Below are 21,018 nucleotides of genomic sequence, written 5' to 3'. Positions count from 1 at the left end.
TACTCGCTTAGTATTTAATTGAACCAATAATGGTTTTTGAAATTATATTAGAAGATTTTAAAATTACTCTTATTTTTGTACACAAAAGTTGACCTTTGTAATTATCAATCAAAATCTTCATTCCTGGAAGCTCTCCATACGTGATACAACGTGCTGGTTCAGTGGTATTGATTTTCGCTTTTAACTCTTGACCAATATTTTGTGCCGCCCAACGTGCGTACTTTCTGTCTTCCAAATCCCAGACCAGTTGGTCCACTTTTCGTTGTTGATTGGAAATATGGTCGCAAATGGTATCAATCTCTTCAGGTGTTTGTTTGGTTTTTAACATACGGTGCAACACCAAGTCTGCATATCTTCGAATAGGTGAAGTGAAGTGACTGTAGGATTTAAATCCTAAACCAAAGTGCCCTTGATTGGTTGAACTGTAGTGGGCTTGTACTTGTGATTGAATAATCAACTCATCCACTTCTGCTGCATACAAAGTACGTTTGGCTTTCTCTTGAATGGCCACAATGGTATCGTGCACATTGCCTTGCATTTTTACTTTGATTCCCAAAGTATTCACCGTATCCACCAGTTTTGAAATCGCTTCAAACGAAGGGTCTTCGTGTACTCTATAAATGCCTACAGTGTTCACTTTTTTACTCGCTTCAATATTGGCTAAAAGCATACACTCTTCAACCAATTGGTGAGAAGAACTTGACTCTTCAGAGCTGATACTCTCTAACTCTCCTTTGTGATTTAAGCGTTGTCGGTACTCAATGGTTCTAAAGTCATACCCCGTTTCAAGCCGTTTAGCTCGTGTTTGTTGAGTGACTTTATACAAACTCACCAGTGAGTCAAAAATAATCTTTTCTATTTCAGAATATTGGTCAAAGTGCCCTTCTAATACTCTGTCGATTCGACCGTATGAAAACTTTTTACGCGATTGAATCACCGCTTCAAACAGTTCTGAACCTTCTACTTCACACTTCTCATTGAGCTTGATTTTAAAAACATACGCATATCGATTGACATTCTCTTTAAGTGAACACAACTCCTCACTTAAACTCGCAGGCAACATTGGTAATACTTTATTGGGCAAATAAATACTCGTTGATTTTTGAAACGCAAGTTTGTCCAACTCACTGTTTTGCTCCACAAAATAGGAAACATCCGCAATGGCTACATAAAGCTCGTTATTCTTAGCATCATAATAAATAGTATCATCATGGTCTTTTGCACTTGCTGGGTCAATCGTACTAAAAGGCAGATGCGTCAAATCGACTCTTTTTGAGAAATCCTTTAAATCATAATCGTCAGGGTTGATATCCACATGTGTTTTTAAACGATAATCCTCTCCATACAAATACAAAGAGATTTTTTCATCAATGGTTGCATCGGTGATATTTCCAAAGAATTCCAACACTTCATTGCTTTTGTTGTTAAAAACAAATACATCACCCTCTTGAAGTTGTTCTGGTTTTTTATTACTTAAAAGCAATGACTCTTTAAGTGTATAGATTTTCCCTTCTTGAATAAACGTAAGTACAGCTGTTTTAGAGGAGTTTACAATCTTCACCACTTTTGATTTGGTTTGACTTCGTGGATTAAAGGAACGCTTTACTATGACCAAATCATCATCCAATGCGCCATTAAGATTTTCAAACTCCAGTTTAATATTTTTATGTTCATTGGAGATATCTTTTAAAATGGCAAAATTTTTTTGAAATTCTAAAACACCAATCTTATATTTTCGATTGAGTGTAAATTCTCCATTTTCCTCTTTTACAATCTCTGCTTTTTGTAAATTATTTAGAAACTTTAATTCCTCTTCATCATTTGTGACAAAGCCGTCATAAAGCGCTTTTAAAACCTCTTTTTTCAAAAGAAACCTTTGTAAAAATATAATTTTTAATTATTTTATAATATAATCTTTTAATGCAAATTATATTACCATAAAGTTTATTTAAGGGGTCTGTAATGTTCAAACGACTGTTATTTTCTATGATCAGCTTTTTGTACTTCTCAACAAACACCTTTGCTCATGACAAATCCATACTCATTTTTTATTGTGGTATTACCATGGTCAAACCCATTACAGAAATGGCAAAAATCATCGAAAAAAAACACAATTGTGAAATTAAAATCTCACAAGGTGGTTCCAAAGACCTTTACGATGCTCTCAAATTTAGTCAAAAAGGGGATCTTTACCTCCCTGGAAGTGACTCATACCGAAAAAACAATTTAAAAGATGGTTTCTTATTGGACTCTAAATACATTGGATACAATCAAGCAGCTCTTTTTGTACAAAAAGGCAACCCTTTGCATATACAAGGATTAGATGACTTGATAAGACAGGACCTCTCTGTAATTTTATGTGATCCCAACAGTGGAAGTATTGGACGTATGACAAAAAAGAGTCTGGTTACTTATAAAGACGAAGCCTTTTTTTATAAAGTCTTTGACAATGCGTCCCAAATTGGGACAGATTCTCGTAATTTAAATAAAGCGTTGATTGAAAAAAAAGCGGATTTAACCATCAACTGGCGAGCTACTGCATTTTGGCCTGAAAACAATCAACACATTGACGTCCTTGAATTGCCCGAAGAGATTGCTTCGAAAAAAAAACTTGTAATCAATCTGCTCAGTTTTTCACAACACAAAGAGATTGCCCGTGATTTTATCAATTTCGCAGCTTCCAAAGAGGGTCAAGCCATCATGAAAAAATATGGATTTTTATAAATGATACAAAATACACTTACATTAACACTCAAAAAACTCATTCTGCTTTTAAGTGTATTTTTTGTTGGTATTTTACTGCTCATTTCTATTCATCTTGTGTTTATAAAACTCATTGATAAACTCGATAAAAAAACCGATAACCTCAAAGCAAAAATACAACTGGGCGAATACATCGTTACAGATTTGTATAAAATACGTGCTGATTTTTATGAATTAGCTACGACCACATCCAATGAAAAAGGGCGTCTTCTTATCATAGATAAAATCAACCATCGTATCAGTATCATACGCGAAATTTTAAATATTTTAGAACATGGTGGAGAGTTTACACGAGAGATTAAACTCAATATCACGGGGCATCTTAAAACCACAAAAACCATCACTTATGAAAATGTATCGCACAATATTTCACTTGAAACCATTGATATTCGACCTAAAATTGAAGAGTTGGTTGAAATGACTCAAATGCTGACGCATTTGGTGCAAAAAAGAGACAGTTTTTTACAACTCAATGACAAAGAGAAGTATTTTGAATACTCTCGGGAAATCAAACGTTTTTATAAAACCACACCTGCATATTTTACACGAATGAGCGAAAACACCAGTCGACTTTTGTATGAAGGGGAGATTGAATTAGCCAAGCTTGAAGAAAATATTTTAAAAGAGAAAAGTTTCTACTTGTATATTGAGATTTTGACGGTTTTAGTCATTGTTTTATGTGTGATTTTATTGGGATACATCATTGCCAAACAGATACACCAAAACAGTAAAAAACTGCAAAACCTCAATGAAGAACTTGCTAATAGCATGTTTGACCTTAAACGTCAAGAGAAATTTATTCGGGGTATTTTGGATTCACAACCCAATATTGTTGTTGTCAGTGATGGAGAGAAAATGATCGATTCCAATGAAGCACTCATTGATTTTTTTGAAGGCTATGACAGTTTTGAAGACTTTAAGAAAAAACATGCATGTATTTGTGATTATTTTGAAAATCTCAACAACGATGAATATATCACAGACAAAGATTATGGGAAGGGAAAAAAATGGTATGAATACATTCTTGAAACCCCTAATCGAATTCATAAAGTTGCCATGTACAAAGGTCATGAACTGCACTATTTTACCATCACAGCAAAAAAGAATTACATCGATAAAGAGAATTTTATTGTGGTGGTTTCACTCAACGATATTACTGAGCTTATTTATGCTCAAACCAAACTCAAATCGCTCAATGATAACCTTGAAGGCATGGTCAATAAAAAGACCAATGAACTTAAAAAACTCAATGATAACCTCGAACAACGTATCAAAAAAGAGGTTGAGATTAACCGTCAAAGAGATAAACAACTTATCCAACAATCCCGCTTTGCTTCGATGGGAGAGATGATTGGTAATATTGCACACCAATGGCGACAACCCTTAAGTGCAATCTCTTCAACCGTGTCAGCCATGCAACTGCAACGACAAATCCAGATTGCTTCGCAAGAGGATGTGGACAAATCCTACTCAGACATCATGAAATATGTTGATTTTTTAACCCACACCATTGAAGATTTTAGAAGCTTCTTTAAACAAGATAAACAACTCGTAAATATTGATATTTTAGATGTCATGGAAAAAACCATCAACATCACACATGCAACGTATAAAAACCAACGTATTGAAATCATCAAAGAGTATGAAAATCAAAATTTAGAATCGTTTGGGCTTCCCAATGAGCTTTCACAAGTCTTTTTAAATCTTTTAACCAACTCCAAAGATGCGCTTATAGAGAACAAAGTTGAGAAAAAATTTGTAAAAATCCGTGCTTATACTCAAGAAGAAATGCATATCATTGAAATAGTAGACAACGCAGGGGGGATTAAAAAAGAGGTCATCGATAAAATTTTTGACCCATACTTTACAACCAAACACCAAAGTCAAGGAACTGGTATTGGGCTTTATATCAGCAAAGACATCATCGAAAAACACCTCAAAGGACTTATCACCGTCTATAACGAAACCAATGAGTTTTCAGGCGAAAAATATACGGGCGCTTGCTTTAAAATAACATTACCTAAAATTTAGTTTCCTTTCGTTATAATCCACCTAAAATTATATTTAGAGGAAATGATAATGGCATTAAACGTTTATTATGACAAAGATTGTAACATCGATTTAATCAAATCTAAAAAAGTTGCAATGATTGGTTTTGGTTCTCAAGGACACGCACACGCAGAAAACTTAAGAGACTCTGGTGTTGAAGTTATCGTAGGTCTTAGAAAAGGTGGATCTTCTTGGGCAAAAGCTGAAGCTAAAGGTTTTGAAACTTTAACTGTTGCAGAAGCTACAGCTAAGGCAGATGTAGTAATGATTTTATTACCAGATGAAAATCAAGCAGACATCTATGCAAACGAAATTAAGCCAAATCTTAAAGATGGTGCTTACTTAGCATTTGGACACGGATTTAACATCCACTACGGAAGAATCACTCCTGATGCAAACACAAACGTAATGATGGTTGCTCCTAAAGCTCCAGGTCATACAGTACGTTCTGAGTTTACTAAAGGTGGGGGAATTCCTGACTTAATCGCAATTCACCAAGACGCTTCTGGAGATACTAAAGACGTTGCTTTAGCATACGCTTCAGCAATTGGTGGTGGTCGAACTGGAATTATTGAAACTACTTTCAAAGACGAAACAGAGACGGATCTTTTCGGTGAGCAAGCTGTATTATGTGGTGGCGCGACTGCATTAGTTCAAGCTGGATTTGAGACATTAACTGAAGCTGGATATGACCCAATGATGGCATACTTCGAGTGTTTACATGAGTTAAAATTAATCGTTGACTTAATGTATGAAGGTGGTATTGCAGATATGAGATATTCTATTTCTAATACTGCTGAGTACGGTGATTATATTGCTGGAAAAAGAGTTATCAATGATGAGTCTAAACAAGCAATGAGAGAACTTTTAAAAGAGATTCAAGACGGAAGATTTGCTAAAGACTTTATCTTAGAAGGTCAAGCAGGATACCCAAGAATGAACGCTGAAAGAAAGAACTCTAAAGCTTCTTTAATTGAGCAAACAGGTGCACAATTAAGATCTATGATGCCATGGATTGCAGCTAAAAAAATCGTTCAACAAGACAAAAACTAATTTCTTATTGTGAGGCAATGCGCCTCGCAATATCTCAAACGGCACTGAATGGCAAAAAGAAAAACTAGAAAAAAAACAACCGCAAAAAAAAATCAAAATCATACAAAATTAAAAATCATTAATATTATTTTACTGATTCTGGTGATTACACTGAGTGTCACTATCATAAGTTACTACTTTATTTTACAAGACAAACAAACCACTTCACAAACAAAAACTGAAACTCAAAAAAAAACAACCGTTAAAAAACCTTCTGTAACTCAAAAGATTCAAGAAGAATTAACCCATGTTGAAAAAGCATTTGAAGAGTACACAGATGAACTGAAAAAAGATTACACGCATGAACCTGTTTTACCAACAGAAAAACCTTCTGTAATAAACCCTGAACAACCAAAAGCAACAACTAAAAGTGATAAGCCTAAAATTGCCATTGTGATTGACGATGTGACCTTAAAATCACAAGTAAAAAACTTACAAAACATTAATTACAAAGTAAACATGTCTTTTATGCCACCTACAAAAACACATCCAAATTCTGCGAAAATTGCACAAAATCTTCCTTTTTATATGATACATTTTCCAATGCAAGCCAACAGCTTTAAATTTGAAGAAGCGAACACTTTGCATATTGGGGACAGTTATGAAAAAATTGAACAACGTGTAAAAGCCATAAGAGAGTTTTATCCAGAAGCTGTTTTTACAAACAATCACACCGGAAGTAAATTCACATCCGACCATGATTCAATGGACAAACTGTTCAGAGCACTTAAAAAATATAATTTTTCGTTCTTAGACAGTCGAACCACAGCAAAAACCGTTGCAAAAGAGTATGCAACCAAATATGGTGTACCCTTTTTAGCACGTAATATCTTTTTAGATAATGAGTTAAAATATGATTACATTCAAGGTCAACTCAAAAAAGCAATCGCCATTGCGAAAAAAAGTGGTTATGCTATTGCCATTGGACATCCACATTCCATTACGATTCAAGTTCTAAAAGAGTCAAAAGATTTATTAAAAGATTTAGATGTTGTTTATATCAATGAGTTGCCGATAAACTAAAAGCCCGAAGGCTTTTAGTCTGACTAATCAAATGAAGGTTTTGGAGTTTTATCCGTACTTGCTGGAAGAATTGGATAGGTAATTGTAGGTTTCTCTCCTGTTAAAGAGTTTAAGAACGTTACAATTTCCCCGGCTTCTTTATCACTGATGTTAATTCCTAATTGTACAGAACCCATCTCTTTAACTGCTTCAGTTAAAGACCAGATAGCACCATTATGGAAATAAGGACCTGTTTCAGTAATGTTTCTCAGTGTTGGTGTTTTTACCATACCATTAGCATTACCTTTAAAATCTCCCACTTCAGAAAATTTATACTTAGCCGCTATTTCAAACGGTTGAAGTGTTCCACCTAATGCAATACCATTATGACAAGAGGCACACCCTTTATCAATAAAAGTATTGAGACCTTTTTTCTCAGCTTTTGTCAAAGCATTGGCATTTCCATTTAAAAATTGGTCAAATCTTGAAGGTGTAACCAATGTTTTTTCGAAAATTGCAATCGTTGATGTAATTCGCTCGAAGTTTACATCCACTTTATCCCCATACGCTTTTTTGAACTCTTCCACGTATGCAGGAATAGAGTTCACTCTTTGTTCCACTAGCTCTTTAGGCGAAGCCATTTCTGGACCTGCTTGAACAGGACCTTGAGCTTGGTCAGCTAAGTGAGCACTTCGCCCATCCCAGAACTGAGCATCAAAAAAGACTGAGTTGTATACTGTGGGTGAATTTAAATGATGAGGATTGGCTGTCCATTTATGACCAATTGCCGCACTGATACCGTCTGCTCCCCCCAGAGCTAAGTTGTGACATGTATTACAGCTGATTAAATTACTTCGTGAAAGTCGTGGATCAAAATAGAGTTTTTTACCTAACTCTACTTTTTCACTGGTAATTGGGTCTTTCTTATCATCAATAATGGTAAGAAGTTCATGTTGACTTTGTGGAATTGCTTTAATCCCACTTTTTTTTACTTTTTCTACAAGTGCATCTGCACAAACAAAACTTGACACTAATAACAGTGTGCTTACTATTTTTGTTGTTTTCATCTCTTCTCCTTAATTTTGAGATGTACAATTATAGAATAAGTTTTATTAAAAGAAAATAATTATTATAAAATATTTATACTCTAGTATAACATAACAAAGTTACATTTTTGTAATCTTATGGGAATAAAGTTATAATAATTCAGGAGTTCACATGTATCAACAAATCCACCATACTCTTGAAGAGTTACAACAGATGACCAATCCCCTTGAAATGTTCTATTATAAAGGCAATATTGAACTTTTACAATCACAAAAAGTCTCTGTGGTAGGCACCCGTCATCCCAATCAATATACCAAAAATTTCACCTTTCAACTTAGTAATAAATTAGCTCAAGCCAATACAACAGTAGTCAGTGGCGGTGCCATGGGTGTAGATGCCATTGCCCATAAAGCAAGTAAGCCATACACCATTATGATAAGTCCTTGTGGTATTAATCACAGATATCCCAAAATAAACAAAAAGCTTATTGAAGAGTTAGAGCACACTGCTTTGGTTATGAGTCAATTTGAACCCAATTACGAAGCCACACCTTACAGTTTCGTTCAAAGAAATGAAGTCGTTGTTGCTTTGGGAGAATGCTTGGTTGTCACTCAGTGTGATTTAAAAAGTGGCAGTATGAGAAGTGTGGAGTTTGCTCTGAAGATGCAAAAGCCTATTTATGTTCTGCCTCATCAAATTGGACAAAGTGAAGGCACAAACTATCTTTTAAAGGAAGGGTTAGCTCAAGCGATTTACGACATCGATGCTTTTGTTCAAACTTACAGTTCTAAAGAGAGTTTTTTACAAACTTCATCCTCTTTTTTAAATTATTGTAAAAGTACTCCTTTATATGAAGAGGCACTTAAAGAGTTCAAAAAAGAACTCTTTGAAGCGGAACTCAATGGTGAGATTCAAATTATCAACGGTCGAGTGCAACTGCTATAATTTTTTAAATTTTAATCGTAAAGAGTTCAATACCACAGTAACGGAACTAAAACTCATTGCAATTCCAGCATACATTGGAGTAAGCATCACACCCCAAATTGGGTATAAAATACCTGCAGCAATTGGAATACCTAAAGCATTGTAAATAAATGCCCAAAACAGATTTTGTTTGATGATTTTCATGGTGGCAGCAGAGAGGTTAATGCTTTTAGTCACTGAGAGCATCTCATTGTTCACTAAGATAATATCTCCCGCATCTTTACTGATATCTGCACCTGAGTTCAACGTCACCCCAATATCGGCTTGTTTAATGGATGGTGCATCATTAATCCCATCACCCACAAACATCACTTTTCCCTCTTGTTGTAGACGCTCTATCACCCCATATTTTTCTGTCGGAATCACTTCACTGTAAACCTTTTCAATTCCCAGCTGTAAAGCGATATTGTGTGCAGTGATTTCATTATCTCCCGTGAGTAAAATAGGTTCGATGCCCATTTTTTTAAGCCGTTCAATCATCTGCTTTGAGTCATCTTTGAGCTGGTCTTCCAGTGAAAAAGAACCAATACTTTGACCATCAATCGCAGCTAAAATAACTCCATTGGCACTTTCAAGTTCGCTTTTATACATATTCAAATGTTCTTGTGAAATCTTGATCGCATACTCATCTAAAAGTTTTTTATTTCCCAATAGAACTGTTTTTCCATCTACGGTGGCTTTTATGCCTTTCCCCACAAAAATATCTACATCTTCAACATGCATATTCATTGCAACATCATTGTTTTTAAGATACTTTACAATGGCTTTTGATATGGGGTGTTCACTTAATTTTTCAATGGAACCAATCAAAGAGAAGTACTCTTTACTCACATTGGTTTGAGCCACACTGATTTCACCTTTTGTAACCGTACCTGTTTTATCAAACACTGCAAATTTAATCTCTTTGATCACCTCTAAAATCTCTGGATTTTTAATAAGGATTCCTTCATTGGCTCCTTTACTCACAGAACTTACAATTGCAATGGGTGTTGCTAAACCTAGAGCGCATGGGCAAGAGATAATCAATACACTGATACTGGCTAAAATGGCATTTTGCATATCTCCTACTAACGACCAAACAATAAAAGTTAGAATCGATAAAGAAATCACTGTAGGTACAAAAATATTGGCAATCTTATCTGCAAAGCGGCTGATAGGTATTTGTTTGCTTTGTGCAGATTTAAGAAGATGAATGATTTTTGAAAGCGTGGTATCGTTTGAGAGTTTTGATACCTCAATAGTTATCACTCCATTGGTATTGAGTGTTCCGGATAATACCTCATCATCAATGCTTTTATATACAGGCATCGACTCCCCTGTTATCATTGAAGTATCCACATCGGCTTTCCCTTCAACAATCACACCATCTGTGGCAATCTTTTCACCCGACTTGACTAAAACCTTATCGCCTATTTGAAGCTCTTTAACATCCACAGATTTTGTACTGCCATCTTCTTGTAGTAAATTGGCAATCTCTGGAGCTAAGGTCATCAATTTCTTTAAAAAATCACTCGCTTTTTGTTTTGAACACTCTTCAAGGTATCGTCCTAAAAGTACAAAAGTGATAATCACAGCTGCGCCATCAAAATAAGCAAATCGTAAATGTTCAGGAAAAAGTGTAGGAGCAAAGACCACCAAAGTAGAGTAAAAATATGCTGCACTTGTTCCCAGTGCGACCAATACATTCATGTCATAATTTCTATTTTTAAGGGCTTTATAGGAAAGCGTATAAAATCTGCTTCCGCAATAAAACTGTACTATTGAAGCCAAAGCAAACACCAAATACATATTTAAAGGCTCTGCAATCAAAGAGGTCATGGCTAAAATAAAAATGAGAATGGTTAACGACATCGAAACCGTAAAGACATATTTAAGTTTCGTAAAGGCTTTAAGTTGTGCGGCTTCTAAATGTTTGAAATCTTCTTGAACCCCATATCCTAAAAGCTCAATTTTACTGATGAGTTTCTCTTTTGAGATTTGTTCTGTGTCAATGGTAAACTCACCCTCACTGGATGCAAAACTCACTTGTGCACTTTTTACTCCAGCATCTTTATTTAAAAACTTTTCAATTCCATTTGAGCAGTTCACACACGTCATTCCTGAAATATTCAAATGAATCTTCTCTTTTGACATTACGGCTCCTTTCTTTTACTGAGCATGAACTGTAAGAGTTCACGTATATACTCCTCTTTGATGTGATAAAAAGACATTTTTTTATCTTTTTCAAAATCCACAATACCATACTTCTTTAATATACGCAATTGATGTGAAACATGCGATTGAGGTATTTGAAGCAAATTGGACATCTCCCCCACACAAATCTCATATTCCATTAGAGCATACAACATCTTCACACGAGTTGGGTCACTCAATGCTTTAAATACATTGGTTATATTGATAAGTTCATTGTTTGTTGGAAGTTGTTTATTAATATCTGAGATATAACTCACCCCTTCACAACATGAACGCACAAGCTTTTTTTCATCTTTTGTTTTCATACTACTCTTCTATAACATCAAATCCAATATCTTTCATCTCATCTTTGAATTTTTGCTCTTGAGCCTCGTTTTTAATCTCCACCGTTACCTCTTTTGGATTGGCCTCTAAGTTCACACTGATTTCTCCAAACTCTTCAGTTAAAGAGGCTTTAATCATATTCGCGCAGTTTCCACACGAAATATTATTGGCTTTATAAGTTTTTTTCACTCTGTATCCTTCTATATGATGTTTTTTTCATATGATAATTTTATCATATGAAAAAAGAGAAGTCAATATTTAAAAAGAAAATAAGTTTTAAATATTACACGCTTTACGTTTTTTTGCGATTCTTAAAATCACAAATCCAACCACACCAGAAAGCAAAGAACCAATTAAAATAGAGAGTTTATCTGTGTGCATAAATGCATTGGAGTCGTAATATGCCAAGGAATCGACAAACAGACTCATGGTAAATCCAATCCCCGTGAGCACTGCTACACCGTACATCTGCATCCACGTTACACACTTGGGCAGTTGTGCCCAATGCAATCGCACAGCAATAAACACACACAACATTACTCCAATTTGTTTCCCTAAAAACAGACCTAAAATAACCCCTAAAGAGACAGGATTAACAAAATCCTGCACAGATATACTTTTTAAATCCACCCCTGCATTCATAAAAGCAAAGATAGGCAAGACAAAGTAAGCCACCCAAAAGTGCAAGTTCTTCTCTAATATACGTGAAGGTGAAATATGTTTTTCATGTTCACGCTTCACATTCAATGGTATGGTGAAAGCTAAGATAATGCCTGCAAGTGTGGCATGAACTCCTGATTTTAAAACAGAAATCCAAAGAATAATTCCTATGATAATATATGCTGTAATTCGCACCACATTAAGCTTATTCATAATAAGCAAAATAACAAAACAGCCTAAGGCTAAAAGCATAGAAATATAAGAGAGTTCGGTGGTATAAAAAACAGAAATGATGATAATTGCACCAATATCATCAATGATGGCCAATGCCATTAAAAAAACTTTCAAAGAAGCAGGAATTCGCCCACCTAAAAGCGACAAAATCCCTAATGCAAAAGCGATGTCTGTGGCAGTAGGGATTGCCCATCCTCGCATTGCAAACTCATCTCCATGATTAAAGGCAATAAAAATCAAAGCAGGCACAAGCATACCACCTAAAGCAGCAAATCCAGGCAGTGCAATTTTAGAGAAACTGGAAAGGTGTCCAGCAAGCAGTTCACGTTTGATTTCAAGTCCAATAAGCAAAAAGAAAAGTGCCATGAGACCATCATTGATCCAAAGCACCAAAGGTTTTTCTAAAGAGAGTAACTCTCCCACATAGACTTCCACGTTGGTGTATAAAATAAGGGTGTAATATTCAGACAAAGGAGAATTTCGCAAGCTTAAAGCTAAGAATGTTATAAAAATAAGAATAATCCCAGCAGAGGACTCTTTTTTAATAAACTCTTTAACTAAAATTCTCACATTGATCCTTTTAAGTCTTTGCTTTAGTGTACAATGTTTTTATAAAATTTTCAATTACGGTCGTAACTGATAGGTGATATCTCCTGCACCAACACCTACAAGCAAGCCGTGCTCATAACTCTTCATGATGCCACTGTTACTTAAGATTTCTACTTTTCCATTGTGCGAAACAATACGCTCGGCAAACATTGGGTTATAACGTTTAAACTCCTCTTGGAAGTCAATTTTCACCTCTTTTTCACCTGCACTGTACACAGGAAGAATAATGAGTTCATCCACCCCTTGAAAACACTCTTTAAACTCTGCAAGGTTATCAATGGTTCGTGAATATTTATGTGGTTGCCAAATCACAACGGTTTTATTCATTTTCTTTAAATCACTGTATAAACTCACTGATTTAATCGTGGCTTTAATCTCTGTTGGATGGTGTGCATAATCATCAATGACAACCAAACCATTCGTACGTTGTACAATATCAAATCGCTTTTTAATGCCACGATAGTTTTGAATATTGGTTTTAATGCTCTGTAAATCCATTTCGTTAAGTGCTGCTAAAATAGCCAAAGAGGCATCAAGTGCAATATGGTATCCAAATCCCCATACTTTAAATTCACCCAAATCTTTAAGTTCAAACGCTGTATACGGTTCCCCTTCACACAGTGTAAATGAGATATTTCTGATATCTTTTGAAGGGTAAAGTCGTGTCGCTTCTAAATCAGAAAATTGTGCCATGAGTTCATCTTCTGCATTAATCACACGCACTTTTGCAATATCTAAAAACTGTCGATAGGCATCTTGAAAGGTTTTTAAATCGTGTTTATAGTACTCCATGTGCTCTGGTTCAGCATTTGTAACTATCGCACAATATGGATTTGATAAAAGGAAACTTCCATCACTTTCATCTGCTTCAAACGCAACCAAATCATTCACATATCTGAAGTTTGAGTCAAACTCTTTTGAAATAGCCCCAATGAGTGCCGAAGAGTTTAAAATAGATGCCAGTATCGCTGTGGTCGTACTCTTTCCATGCGCTCCAGCTACACAGTAATTCTTTTTATCGCCTAAAATCAGTGGTAATGCTGCTTTTCGAGAGATGGTTTTAATCTGCTGTTTGTTTGCTTCAACAAGTTCAGCGTTGTCCTCTTTGACTGCTGCAGAGTAGATGATAATATCTTGGGCATTTATTGCGCTTCCATCGTGTGGAATATTGACTTTAATGCCTTCATCTTCTAACTGTTTTGTCAACGGTGATGCTTTCATATCTGACCCGCTTACTGTGTGACCATCATGCTTTAAAAAACGTGCCAAAGCAGACAGGCCTATTCCCCCAATTCCAACAAAATGTATGTTCATCTTCTCTCTTTAATCCAATAAATGTTTGAGTTTTGCAAACTCAACGTTCAACACTGCTTCATGCTCTTTGATATAACTTGCTTCATCAAACAAAAAGTGAATGATAAAGTATCCATACTGCTCCACCACATCCATCACATTGGTGTCTACTTTTGTCTCATAGAAACCATCTAAATCTAATTTATCGCAACATGCAATAAAGTGTACGGTTAAGGCGTTGATGAGTTTTTCATCTTCAATGATATGAATCAAAAGAAACAAGAACTCTTTTGCCCCTTCAAAATCATTGTAACTCCACTTTTCAATCGCATGCTCATAAAAAGAACGGATATATAAAATCTCATCATTTTGCAGTTTGAGTTTTTTATTGGCATTGACAATCTTCTCAATTTGTTCAAATGAAATTTTTAAAATATTTTCATAGACATTGTTGATTTTCTCTTCATCTAAATCTAAAATCAACATGGAGTCAAGCACCTCATAAAGCGCAGAAATATTCTCTGTTTCAATCGCATCCAATCGTGTCTGTTCTAAATAGTTTAGAAAGTCTGGATTGGTACGAGCTTCATGAAGTTCAGCTTTGTCCATCAATAAAATCCTTCAATCGTGTTAATACTTTTCGTGTTTTTTGAGCACTCTCAACAAGTGCGATTCGAACATACCCTTGTCCCATACCATTTCGTCCTAAGAAGCTTCCTGGAAGCACTTTGATGTGTTTTTCTTTGTAGAGTTCTTGCGTAAATTTCAACTCATCTTTGACTTCCAACCAGATGTAAAAGGTCGCTTGGGGTATCTCAACACCCAATAACTCTTTGGCAATTTCAAAGTTCTCTTTATAGGTTTCTTGAAATACTTTTACATGTGCTTCATCACTCCATGCCGTTGCAGCAGCTTTTTGCAAAGGGATAGGAGAAGCACACCCCACATAAGTGCGATACTTCATGTACTCTTTTAACAGTGCTTCATCTCCCGCAATAAATCCACTTCTAAGACCTGGTGCACTGCTTCGTTTTGAAATAGAGTTCAATGCCAACACATTTTTAAATGTTGGGTTCCCTGCTTTAATTGAGGCTTCTAAAACTGAGCATGGTTTGTTGTTTTCATCGAAGTAAATCTCACTGTAGCACTCATCATTGATTAAAACAAAATCAAACTCTACGGCTTTTTTAACCCAAGTAGCCAAATCATCCACTGAGATGTTGGCAGAAGTTGGGTTATTTGGATAGTTTAAAATCACCAAATCACATTTTTTAAGTGTTTCATCATCTAAAATGGGTTGAAAATCATTCTCTTTGGTTAAATCAATGTGAATAATTTCTGCTCGACTTGCAATGGCTGCACCCTCATAAATTTGGTAAAAAGGGTTTGTAAATGCAATCGTTGGGTTTGTTTTATCAAACAAATAAAACTGTGGAAAGTTAAAGAGTACTTCTCTTGTTCCAAACGTAGGTATGATTTGTGAAGCAGACAACTCCACACCAAATCGTTTTTGAATAAACCCCTGCATGGCATCTTTTAAGTACTCTTCCCCAGCTGTTTTTGGGTATTTGTTTAAAAGAGTGCTTGAGTCTTGCAGACTTCTTTGAATAAATTGTGGGGTATCAAATTGTGGTTCCCCAATGGTCAAAGAGCTGAGCTCATACTCACTGTTTGAGGTAATATCTTCTAACAAATCGTTCAATTTCTCGAACGGATAGGTCTCAAAATTCATCTATTTCCTTTAAAATATAAAAAACTAATCTTCAATAATTGGTATAAGCAACTGATTAAATCGCGATAAATCAAACGCTAATAAATCGGAGTTTGTATAGAAAAATTCATAAAAATATCGCTTTTTAAACATCGATTGCTTCAATGGTAATATTTGTAAAATATCTCGTTGCTCTTTAAGTACTCGAATGGGGTTCTTTTCATCATTAACAATTTGAATCTTTTGGTTAAAGATTTTTGCCAAATTCTCAAAGTGATCTAAAATATCGGTTTTATCCTCTTCTTCATCCCCTATTGGGTCAAGGTTAAAGAGTTTTGTTTTGGTTTTAATTTGCGTTGAAATATCAAATACAATGGGTGAAATCTGCTCATATGATTTCTTATCATCTAATACCACCACGGTCTCTTTGATTTTTTCAATTTTATCTAATCCCAGTTTTAAAATAGGAATACGCAAGGTAATCAACTCTCGCATTTGTACTTTATCTTTAAAGAGTTCATATGAAAGCATAAACATTCCCACATCATACTTTTTAACATCCATCGATATGATTCTTTTAAAGCCCAAACTATGGTAGTCAATCTCTAAAATCACATCTTCTACATCAAATAACTCTTCTTTGATGGCATTCATAATATGCACATTGGTTGGTCGAGTCACTTTGACAATTAAAGCTCTGTTTTTAAGTCGTTCATGTAAAAACTTTGCCTCTTTAACGGCTTTAATGACCTCATACTCTTTTTGAGCCACAAGATCCAAGTACAAATAGATATTATGTCCAAATGGCATCGGAAACTGACCCTCGTTTTTAGACATTGCATTATAGACTTGCATCAATACTTTTGGTTTTCCAATAACCAAAATCACATCATTGGGTTTTAAAATCAATGAAGGCTTTACAGCAATAAGTCGATCATTGCGATACAAACCAAAGATTTTCCACTCGACTTGTTCAATCGAACCAATGTAACGATAGGCATACGAACTTCCAAAAGGAATTCGTATCTCCATAATTTCCCCTTGTCGCAAACCAATGTTTTGTGCAACCACAGGAATATTAGGGAGTCTTTCAATCATACCATTGGCTAAGACATCAATTCCTTTGTAGATATTGACATACGGGTCTTTCAAATCAATACCCCAGTAATCCAGAACATTCATCTGCATGTTGGCTTTTTTTCGCTTGATGTTTTCAATAACATTCAGCATCTCATCTTTTGAGTTTAACGCAATCAAAGCCTCTGTGTGTACGTTTTTATCTAAAATCATTCCCAGTTTTGAAAATGAAGTGGGGTCAAACTTATAAAATGTAAAATTAGATGGTTTTTTTGCTGGCATAATTTGGTCATTAATGTAAATAACATCATAGTAATTTTCACCAGTATTGGACTCCACAATTCTGTGAAGCAACTTCTTTGCAACAATACCATCGAGTATAACGAGTATCTTTTTCATAAGCGATATTATATCGAAATATTATGATAACAATTTGAAAACCATTCACAATTTTGAAATATGGCGTTTCATGCTAAATATATTACACATATAGTTTTTGATACAATACAATTTTAGATAAACAAAGGACAATAAATTTAATGCAATTCAACATTGATGCAACGCAAAACAAAGCACGTGCTTGTACGATTAAAACGGCGCACAGTACCATTCAAACTCCTGTATTTATGCCAGTTGGAACGCAAGCAACGGTCAAAGCACTCGATGCCAATGATATGCTCTCATTAGGCGCTCAAATCATTTTGGGAAACACCTATCACCTCTACTTACGCCCTGGAAGCAAACTGATTAAAAAGTTTGGTGGACTTCATGGATTTTCAAAATTTCCCAACTCATTTTTAACCGATTCGGGAGGCTTTCAAGCCTTTTCACTCAGTGATAACTCAAAACCAGATGAAAATGGAATCATGTTTCGTTCACACATTGATGGAAGTAAACACTACTTTACACCTCAAAGTGTTTTAGATACGCAATACGATTTGGGTTCTGATATTATGATGATTTTAGATGACTTGGTTGCTTTACCCAATACCAAAGAGCGTATCAAACTCTCAATTGAGAGAACGACCAAATGGGCACAAGAAGCCATAAAGTACCACAAAGAGCAACAAGCCAAAGGCATCGGTCTAGAGCAAAATATCTTTGCCATTATTCAAGGGGGAATTGATAAGGAGTTTCGAAAACTCAGTGCCCAGCAACTTTGCGCACTTGAAGATTATGATGGTTTTGCTATTGGTGGACTTTCAGTGGGTGAAGCCAATGAAGATATGTATGACACGGTTGAGTGGACCACACAATTTATGCCAACAGACAAACCTCGATACTTAATGGGGGTAGGAACGCCTGAAGATTTGATTGAAAACATTGACCGTGGCGTGGATATGTTTGACTGCGTTATGCCCACACGAAATGCACGAAATGGAACCCTCTTTACCTCTTTTGGTCGAGTCAATATTAAAAAAGCGTGCTTCAAAGAGGATGAAAAGCCTATTGATGAAACGTGCGAGTGTTATACCTGTAAGAACTTCTCAAAAGCGTACTTAAACCACCTCTTTAGAGCGGGAGAAATCACTTATTTTAGACTGGCATCCATTCATAATATCCACTACTATTTGGATTTAATGCGTCAAGCACGAGAAGCTATTTTACAGCAAAGATGGCCTGAGTTTAAAAAAGAGTTTTACGCCAAAAGAAGCAAATAAACTACTTTTCGATAAAATAAAAAATTGATTAAGACGGATTCACAATAGAAGAATCCTCCTTTAAAGGGATAAACAAGATGACAATTGATGATAAAACAATAGAAAAACTGGCAAAACTTTCAAGTTTAGAGATTGATGATGCAAAAAAAGAGAGCCTAAAACAAGAGCTTGGAGACATCATTAACTTCGTTGAAAACCTCAATGAGATTGATGTAAGCCACATTGAAGCCACGTTTACAACGGTTGAAGGTGGAACACCTTTAAGAGAAGATGTTGCCAAACAAGATTTGGAGGTTTCAGAGCATATTGTAAAACATGCACCCAAAAGTGAAGAGGGATTCTTCATCGTTCCAAAGATTATTGAGTAACGCTTTATTTATATAGCCCTTTAGGGTTTTGCTACTTTTAAATGGATTTTACATCCATTGGTCTTCATAGCGTAGTCTTGTGACGAACACAGTGAAGGCAAAAAAGTAGACATATATGATTATAGGTCCCTTTCAAAATGGGACATTTTTAAAGGATATTGATGATTACAGTATACGGAATTAAAACCTGTGGAAGTGTACAAAAAGCACTGAAATTTTTTAAAGAAAATGGCATGGACGTAGAGTTCTTTGATTTTAAAAAAGAGACACCAGAACCAAGCAAAATCGAAAACTGGGTGGATAAAACCGATATTAATATCGCTTTTAACTCAAAAGGAACCAAATATCGAACTTTAAAACTCAAAGAACTTAACCTTGATGAAAAGGGAAAATTTGAGTGGTTATGTAAAGAGCCTATGCTTTTAAAACGACCCGTGATTGAGTTTAATGACGATGTTGTTATTGGATTTAATGAAGAGCTTTATAAAGAAAAATTTCTCTAACAGAGAGTTTTCTCTGTTAAAGTTATGCTAAGTTAGAACGCGCCTCTTTAAGCGTATCGGCAATCATAAAAGCAAGTTCCAATGCTTGGTCTGCATTCAATCTTGGGTCACATTGTGTGTGATATCTGCTTGCTAATCCCTCTTGTGTAATAGCTGAAGAGCATGAACCTGTACACTCAGTTACATTTTGCCCTGTCATCTCTAAGTGAATTCCACCTGCATACGTACCTTCAGCTTTATGGATTTGGAAGAACTGTTTTACTTCACTTAAAATCGCCTCAAAATCTCGAGTTTTATAACCGTTGTCTGCTTTGATGGTATTTCCATGCATTGGGTCACACGACCATAATACATTTTTCCCCTCTGCTTTTACTTTTCGTAAAAGATTTGGGAAAATATCTGCCACTTTTTGAGCTCCCATTCGAACAATCAAGTTGAGTCGCCCTGCTTCATTATCTGGGTTCAAAGCATCAATAAGTTCAATGAGTTCATCCTCTTTCATTGATGGTCCCACTTTACACCCAATAGGGTTTTTAATCCCTCTGAAATACTCAATATGTGCATCATTCAGTCCTCGTGTTCGATCTCCAATCCATAACATATGAGCAGAACAATCGAACCAATCACCTGTGATTGAATCACGTCGTGTCAGTGCCTCTTCGTAGTTTAATAAAAGTGCTTCATGTGAGGTATAAAGTGTTGTTTGATTCAGTTGTGGTGTGTTTTGACTTGTGATACCACACGCTTTCATAAACTTCAATGTTTTTGAAATTTCATTGGCCAACTCTTCATACTTTTCACCTAAAGCATTCCCTTTAACAAAATCCAAATTCCATAAATGTACTTGATTTAAATCTGCCATTCCACCTCGCGCAAATGCTCGAAGAAGGTTCAGTGTTGCCGCACTTTGATTGTATGCTTTTAACAACTTCTTTGCTTTGGGTACCCTTGATTTTTCATCAAAATCAACACCATTGACAATGTCTCCTCGATATGAAGGCAGTGAAATACCATTGATCTCTTCAAAATCAGCACTTCTGGGTTTCGCAAATTGTCCTGCTACTCGTCCCACTTTTACAATCGGGCATCCACCTGAAAACGTCAACACGACAGCCATTTGCATCATAACTTTGAATAAATCTTTAATATTATTGGCATCAAAAGAGGTAAAACTCTCAGCACAATCTCCACCTTGAAGTAAAAATGCTTTTCGGTTTACTACATCTGCTAAATCACCTTTTAATTTCAGTGCTTCCCCTGCAAAAATAAGTGGTGGGTATGATTTTAATTCGGCTTCAACTTTTTTAAGTTTGTCCAAGTCTGTATAAATAGGTTGTTGTTTTATTGGAAAGTTTCTCCAACTGTTGGGATTCCAATTCATCATAAAATACCTCTGTTTGTTTAATTAAGCAAATATTCTAACCAATTCTTACTTAATTTCAATCTAG

Annotated in this window: 19 protein-coding genes; 8 read left to right on the top strand and 11 right to left on the bottom strand. The window is 35.5% G+C overall.

Features of this window, described 5'->3' with window-relative positions; genetic code table 11:
• Positions 1–7 precede the first annotated feature (7 nt).
• Positions 8–1,867 carry an RNB domain-containing ribonuclease gene (locus CRV04_RS08305; protein WP_128996381.1) on the bottom strand — a complete coding sequence of 620 codons (1,860 nt, stop codon included), beginning with the start codon at positions 1,865–1,867 and terminating at the stop codon, positions 8–10.
• A 95-nt stretch (positions 1,868–1,962) separates the two neighbouring features.
• Between CRV04_RS08305 and CRV04_RS08300 the strand changes: the two genes are divergently transcribed.
• Genes CRV04_RS08300 through CRV04_RS08285 form a run of 4 tightly spaced genes read left to right on the top strand, consistent with a single transcriptional unit; the run spans position 1,963 to position 6,927 of the window.
• Complete coding sequence (locus tag CRV04_RS08300; RefSeq protein WP_128996380.1) at positions 1,963–2,724, top strand: substrate-binding domain-containing protein; 762 nt, start codon at positions 1,963–1,965, stop codon at positions 2,722–2,724.
• A complete protein-coding gene (locus tag CRV04_RS08295; RefSeq protein ID WP_128996379.1) occupies positions 2,725–4,794 on the top strand; it encodes a PAS domain-containing sensor histidine kinase in 2,070 nt (689 codons plus the stop codon).
• 48 nt (positions 4,795–4,842) lie between these two features.
• Positions 4,843–5,865, top strand: a complete 1,023-nt coding sequence (ilvC, locus tag CRV04_RS08290; RefSeq protein WP_128996378.1) for a ketol-acid reductoisomerase — start codon at positions 4,843–4,845, stop codon at positions 5,863–5,865.
• 48 nt (positions 5,866–5,913) lie between these two features.
• Positions 5,914–6,927: a divergent polysaccharide deacetylase family protein gene (locus CRV04_RS08285; protein ID WP_128996377.1), complete on the top strand. Its 1,014-nt coding sequence runs from the start codon at positions 5,914–5,916 to the stop codon at positions 6,925–6,927.
• Between the two features lie 23 nt (positions 6,928–6,950).
• Here CRV04_RS08285 and CRV04_RS08280 read toward each other — a convergent pair whose 3' ends face one another.
• Positions 6,951–7,973 carry a cytochrome-c peroxidase gene (locus CRV04_RS08280; RefSeq protein WP_128996376.1) on the bottom strand — a complete coding sequence of 341 codons (1,023 nt, stop codon included), beginning with the start codon at positions 7,971–7,973 and terminating at the stop codon, positions 6,951–6,953.
• 151 nt (positions 7,974–8,124) lie between these two features.
• On the opposite strand from CRV04_RS08280, the gene CRV04_RS08275 reads away from it, so the two are divergent.
• The gene (locus tag CRV04_RS08275) at positions 8,125–8,898 is read left to right on the top strand and encodes a DNA-processing protein DprA (protein WP_128996375.1); all 774 of its coding nucleotides are present in this window, start codon (positions 8,125–8,127) and stop codon (positions 8,896–8,898) included.
• On the opposite strand, the gene CRV04_RS08270 is transcribed toward CRV04_RS08275, so the two are convergent.
• The 8 genes from CRV04_RS08270 to CRV04_RS08235 all read right to left on the bottom strand — a co-directional run bounded on the left by CRV04_RS08270 (position 8,893) and on the right by CRV04_RS08235 (position 17,437).
• On the bottom strand, positions 8,893–11,070 hold the full coding sequence (locus CRV04_RS08270) for a heavy metal translocating P-type ATPase (protein ID WP_128996374.1): 2,178 nt from the start codon (positions 11,068–11,070) through the stop codon (positions 8,893–8,895). The genes CRV04_RS08275 and CRV04_RS08270 overlap by 6 nt on opposite strands.
• On the bottom strand, positions 11,070–11,435 hold the full coding sequence (locus CRV04_RS08265; RefSeq protein WP_128996373.1) for an ArsR/SmtB family transcription factor: 366 nt from the start codon (positions 11,433–11,435) through the stop codon (positions 11,070–11,072). The genes CRV04_RS08270 and CRV04_RS08265 overlap by 1 nt, the downstream gene beginning before the upstream one ends.
• 1 nt (position 11,436) lies before the next feature.
• Entirely contained in the window at positions 11,437–11,643 is a 207-nt protein-coding gene (locus tag CRV04_RS08260; protein ID WP_128996372.1) for a heavy-metal-associated domain-containing protein, read from the bottom strand.
• A gap of 87 nt (positions 11,644–11,730) precedes the next feature.
• Entirely contained in the window at positions 11,731–12,918 is a 1,188-nt protein-coding gene (gene nhaA, locus CRV04_RS08255) for a Na+/H+ antiporter NhaA (RefSeq protein WP_128996371.1), read from the bottom strand.
• A 54-nt stretch (positions 12,919–12,972) separates the two neighbouring features.
• Positions 12,973–14,271 (bottom strand): UDP-N-acetylmuramate--L-alanine ligase, encoded by a 1,299-nt coding sequence (gene murC, locus CRV04_RS08250; RefSeq protein ID WP_128996370.1) that lies wholly within the window; start codon positions 14,269–14,271, stop codon positions 12,973–12,975.
• A gap of 9 nt (positions 14,272–14,280) precedes the next feature.
• Positions 14,281–14,859 carry a hypothetical protein gene (locus CRV04_RS08245; RefSeq protein WP_128996369.1) on the bottom strand — a complete coding sequence of 193 codons (579 nt, stop codon included), beginning with the start codon at positions 14,857–14,859 and terminating at the stop codon, positions 14,281–14,283.
• On the bottom strand, positions 14,846–15,982 hold the full coding sequence (locus CRV04_RS08240) for a succinyldiaminopimelate transaminase (RefSeq protein ID WP_128996368.1): 1,137 nt from the start codon (positions 15,980–15,982) through the stop codon (positions 14,846–14,848). Before CRV04_RS08240 ends, CRV04_RS08245 begins: the two co-directional genes overlap by 14 nt.
• 24 nt (positions 15,983–16,006) lie before the next feature.
• Positions 16,007–17,437 carry a COG3400 family protein gene (locus CRV04_RS08235; protein ID WP_128996367.1) on the bottom strand — a complete coding sequence of 477 codons (1,431 nt, stop codon included), beginning with the start codon at positions 17,435–17,437 and terminating at the stop codon, positions 16,007–16,009.
• Between the two features lie 140 nt (positions 17,438–17,577).
• Between CRV04_RS08235 and tgt the strand changes: the two genes are divergently transcribed.
• From tgt to CRV04_RS08220, 3 genes are all read left to right on the top strand, one after another.
• On the top strand, positions 17,578–18,699 hold the full coding sequence (gene tgt / locus CRV04_RS08230) for a tRNA guanosine(34) transglycosylase Tgt (protein ID WP_128996366.1): 1,122 nt from the start codon (positions 17,578–17,580) through the stop codon (positions 18,697–18,699).
• A gap of 77 nt (positions 18,700–18,776) precedes the next feature.
• Positions 18,777–19,067 (top strand): Asp-tRNA(Asn)/Glu-tRNA(Gln) amidotransferase subunit GatC, encoded by a 291-nt coding sequence (gene gatC, locus CRV04_RS08225; protein WP_128996365.1) that lies wholly within the window; start codon positions 18,777–18,779, stop codon positions 19,065–19,067.
• A 161-nt stretch (positions 19,068–19,228) separates the two neighbouring features.
• A complete protein-coding gene (locus tag CRV04_RS08220; protein ID WP_128996364.1) occupies positions 19,229–19,570 on the top strand; it encodes an arsenate reductase family protein in 342 nt (113 codons plus the stop codon).
• A 22-nt stretch (positions 19,571–19,592) separates the two neighbouring features.
• On the opposite strand, the gene CRV04_RS08215 is transcribed toward CRV04_RS08220, so the two are convergent.
• Positions 19,593–20,954: a class II 3-deoxy-7-phosphoheptulonate synthase gene (locus CRV04_RS08215; protein WP_128996363.1), complete on the bottom strand. Its 1,362-nt coding sequence runs from the start codon at positions 20,952–20,954 to the stop codon at positions 19,593–19,595.
• Positions 20,955–21,018: the final 64 nt, after the last annotated feature.

The organism is Candidatus Marinarcus aquaticus (assembly GCF_004116335.1).
In the GTDB taxonomy this organism is placed as follows: Bacteria; Campylobacterota; Campylobacteria; order Campylobacterales; family Arcobacteraceae; genus Marinarcus; species Marinarcus aquaticus.
The sequence above is the reverse complement of the archived record's forward strand: the minus strand, read 5'-3'. Positions and strand labels throughout refer to the sequence as shown.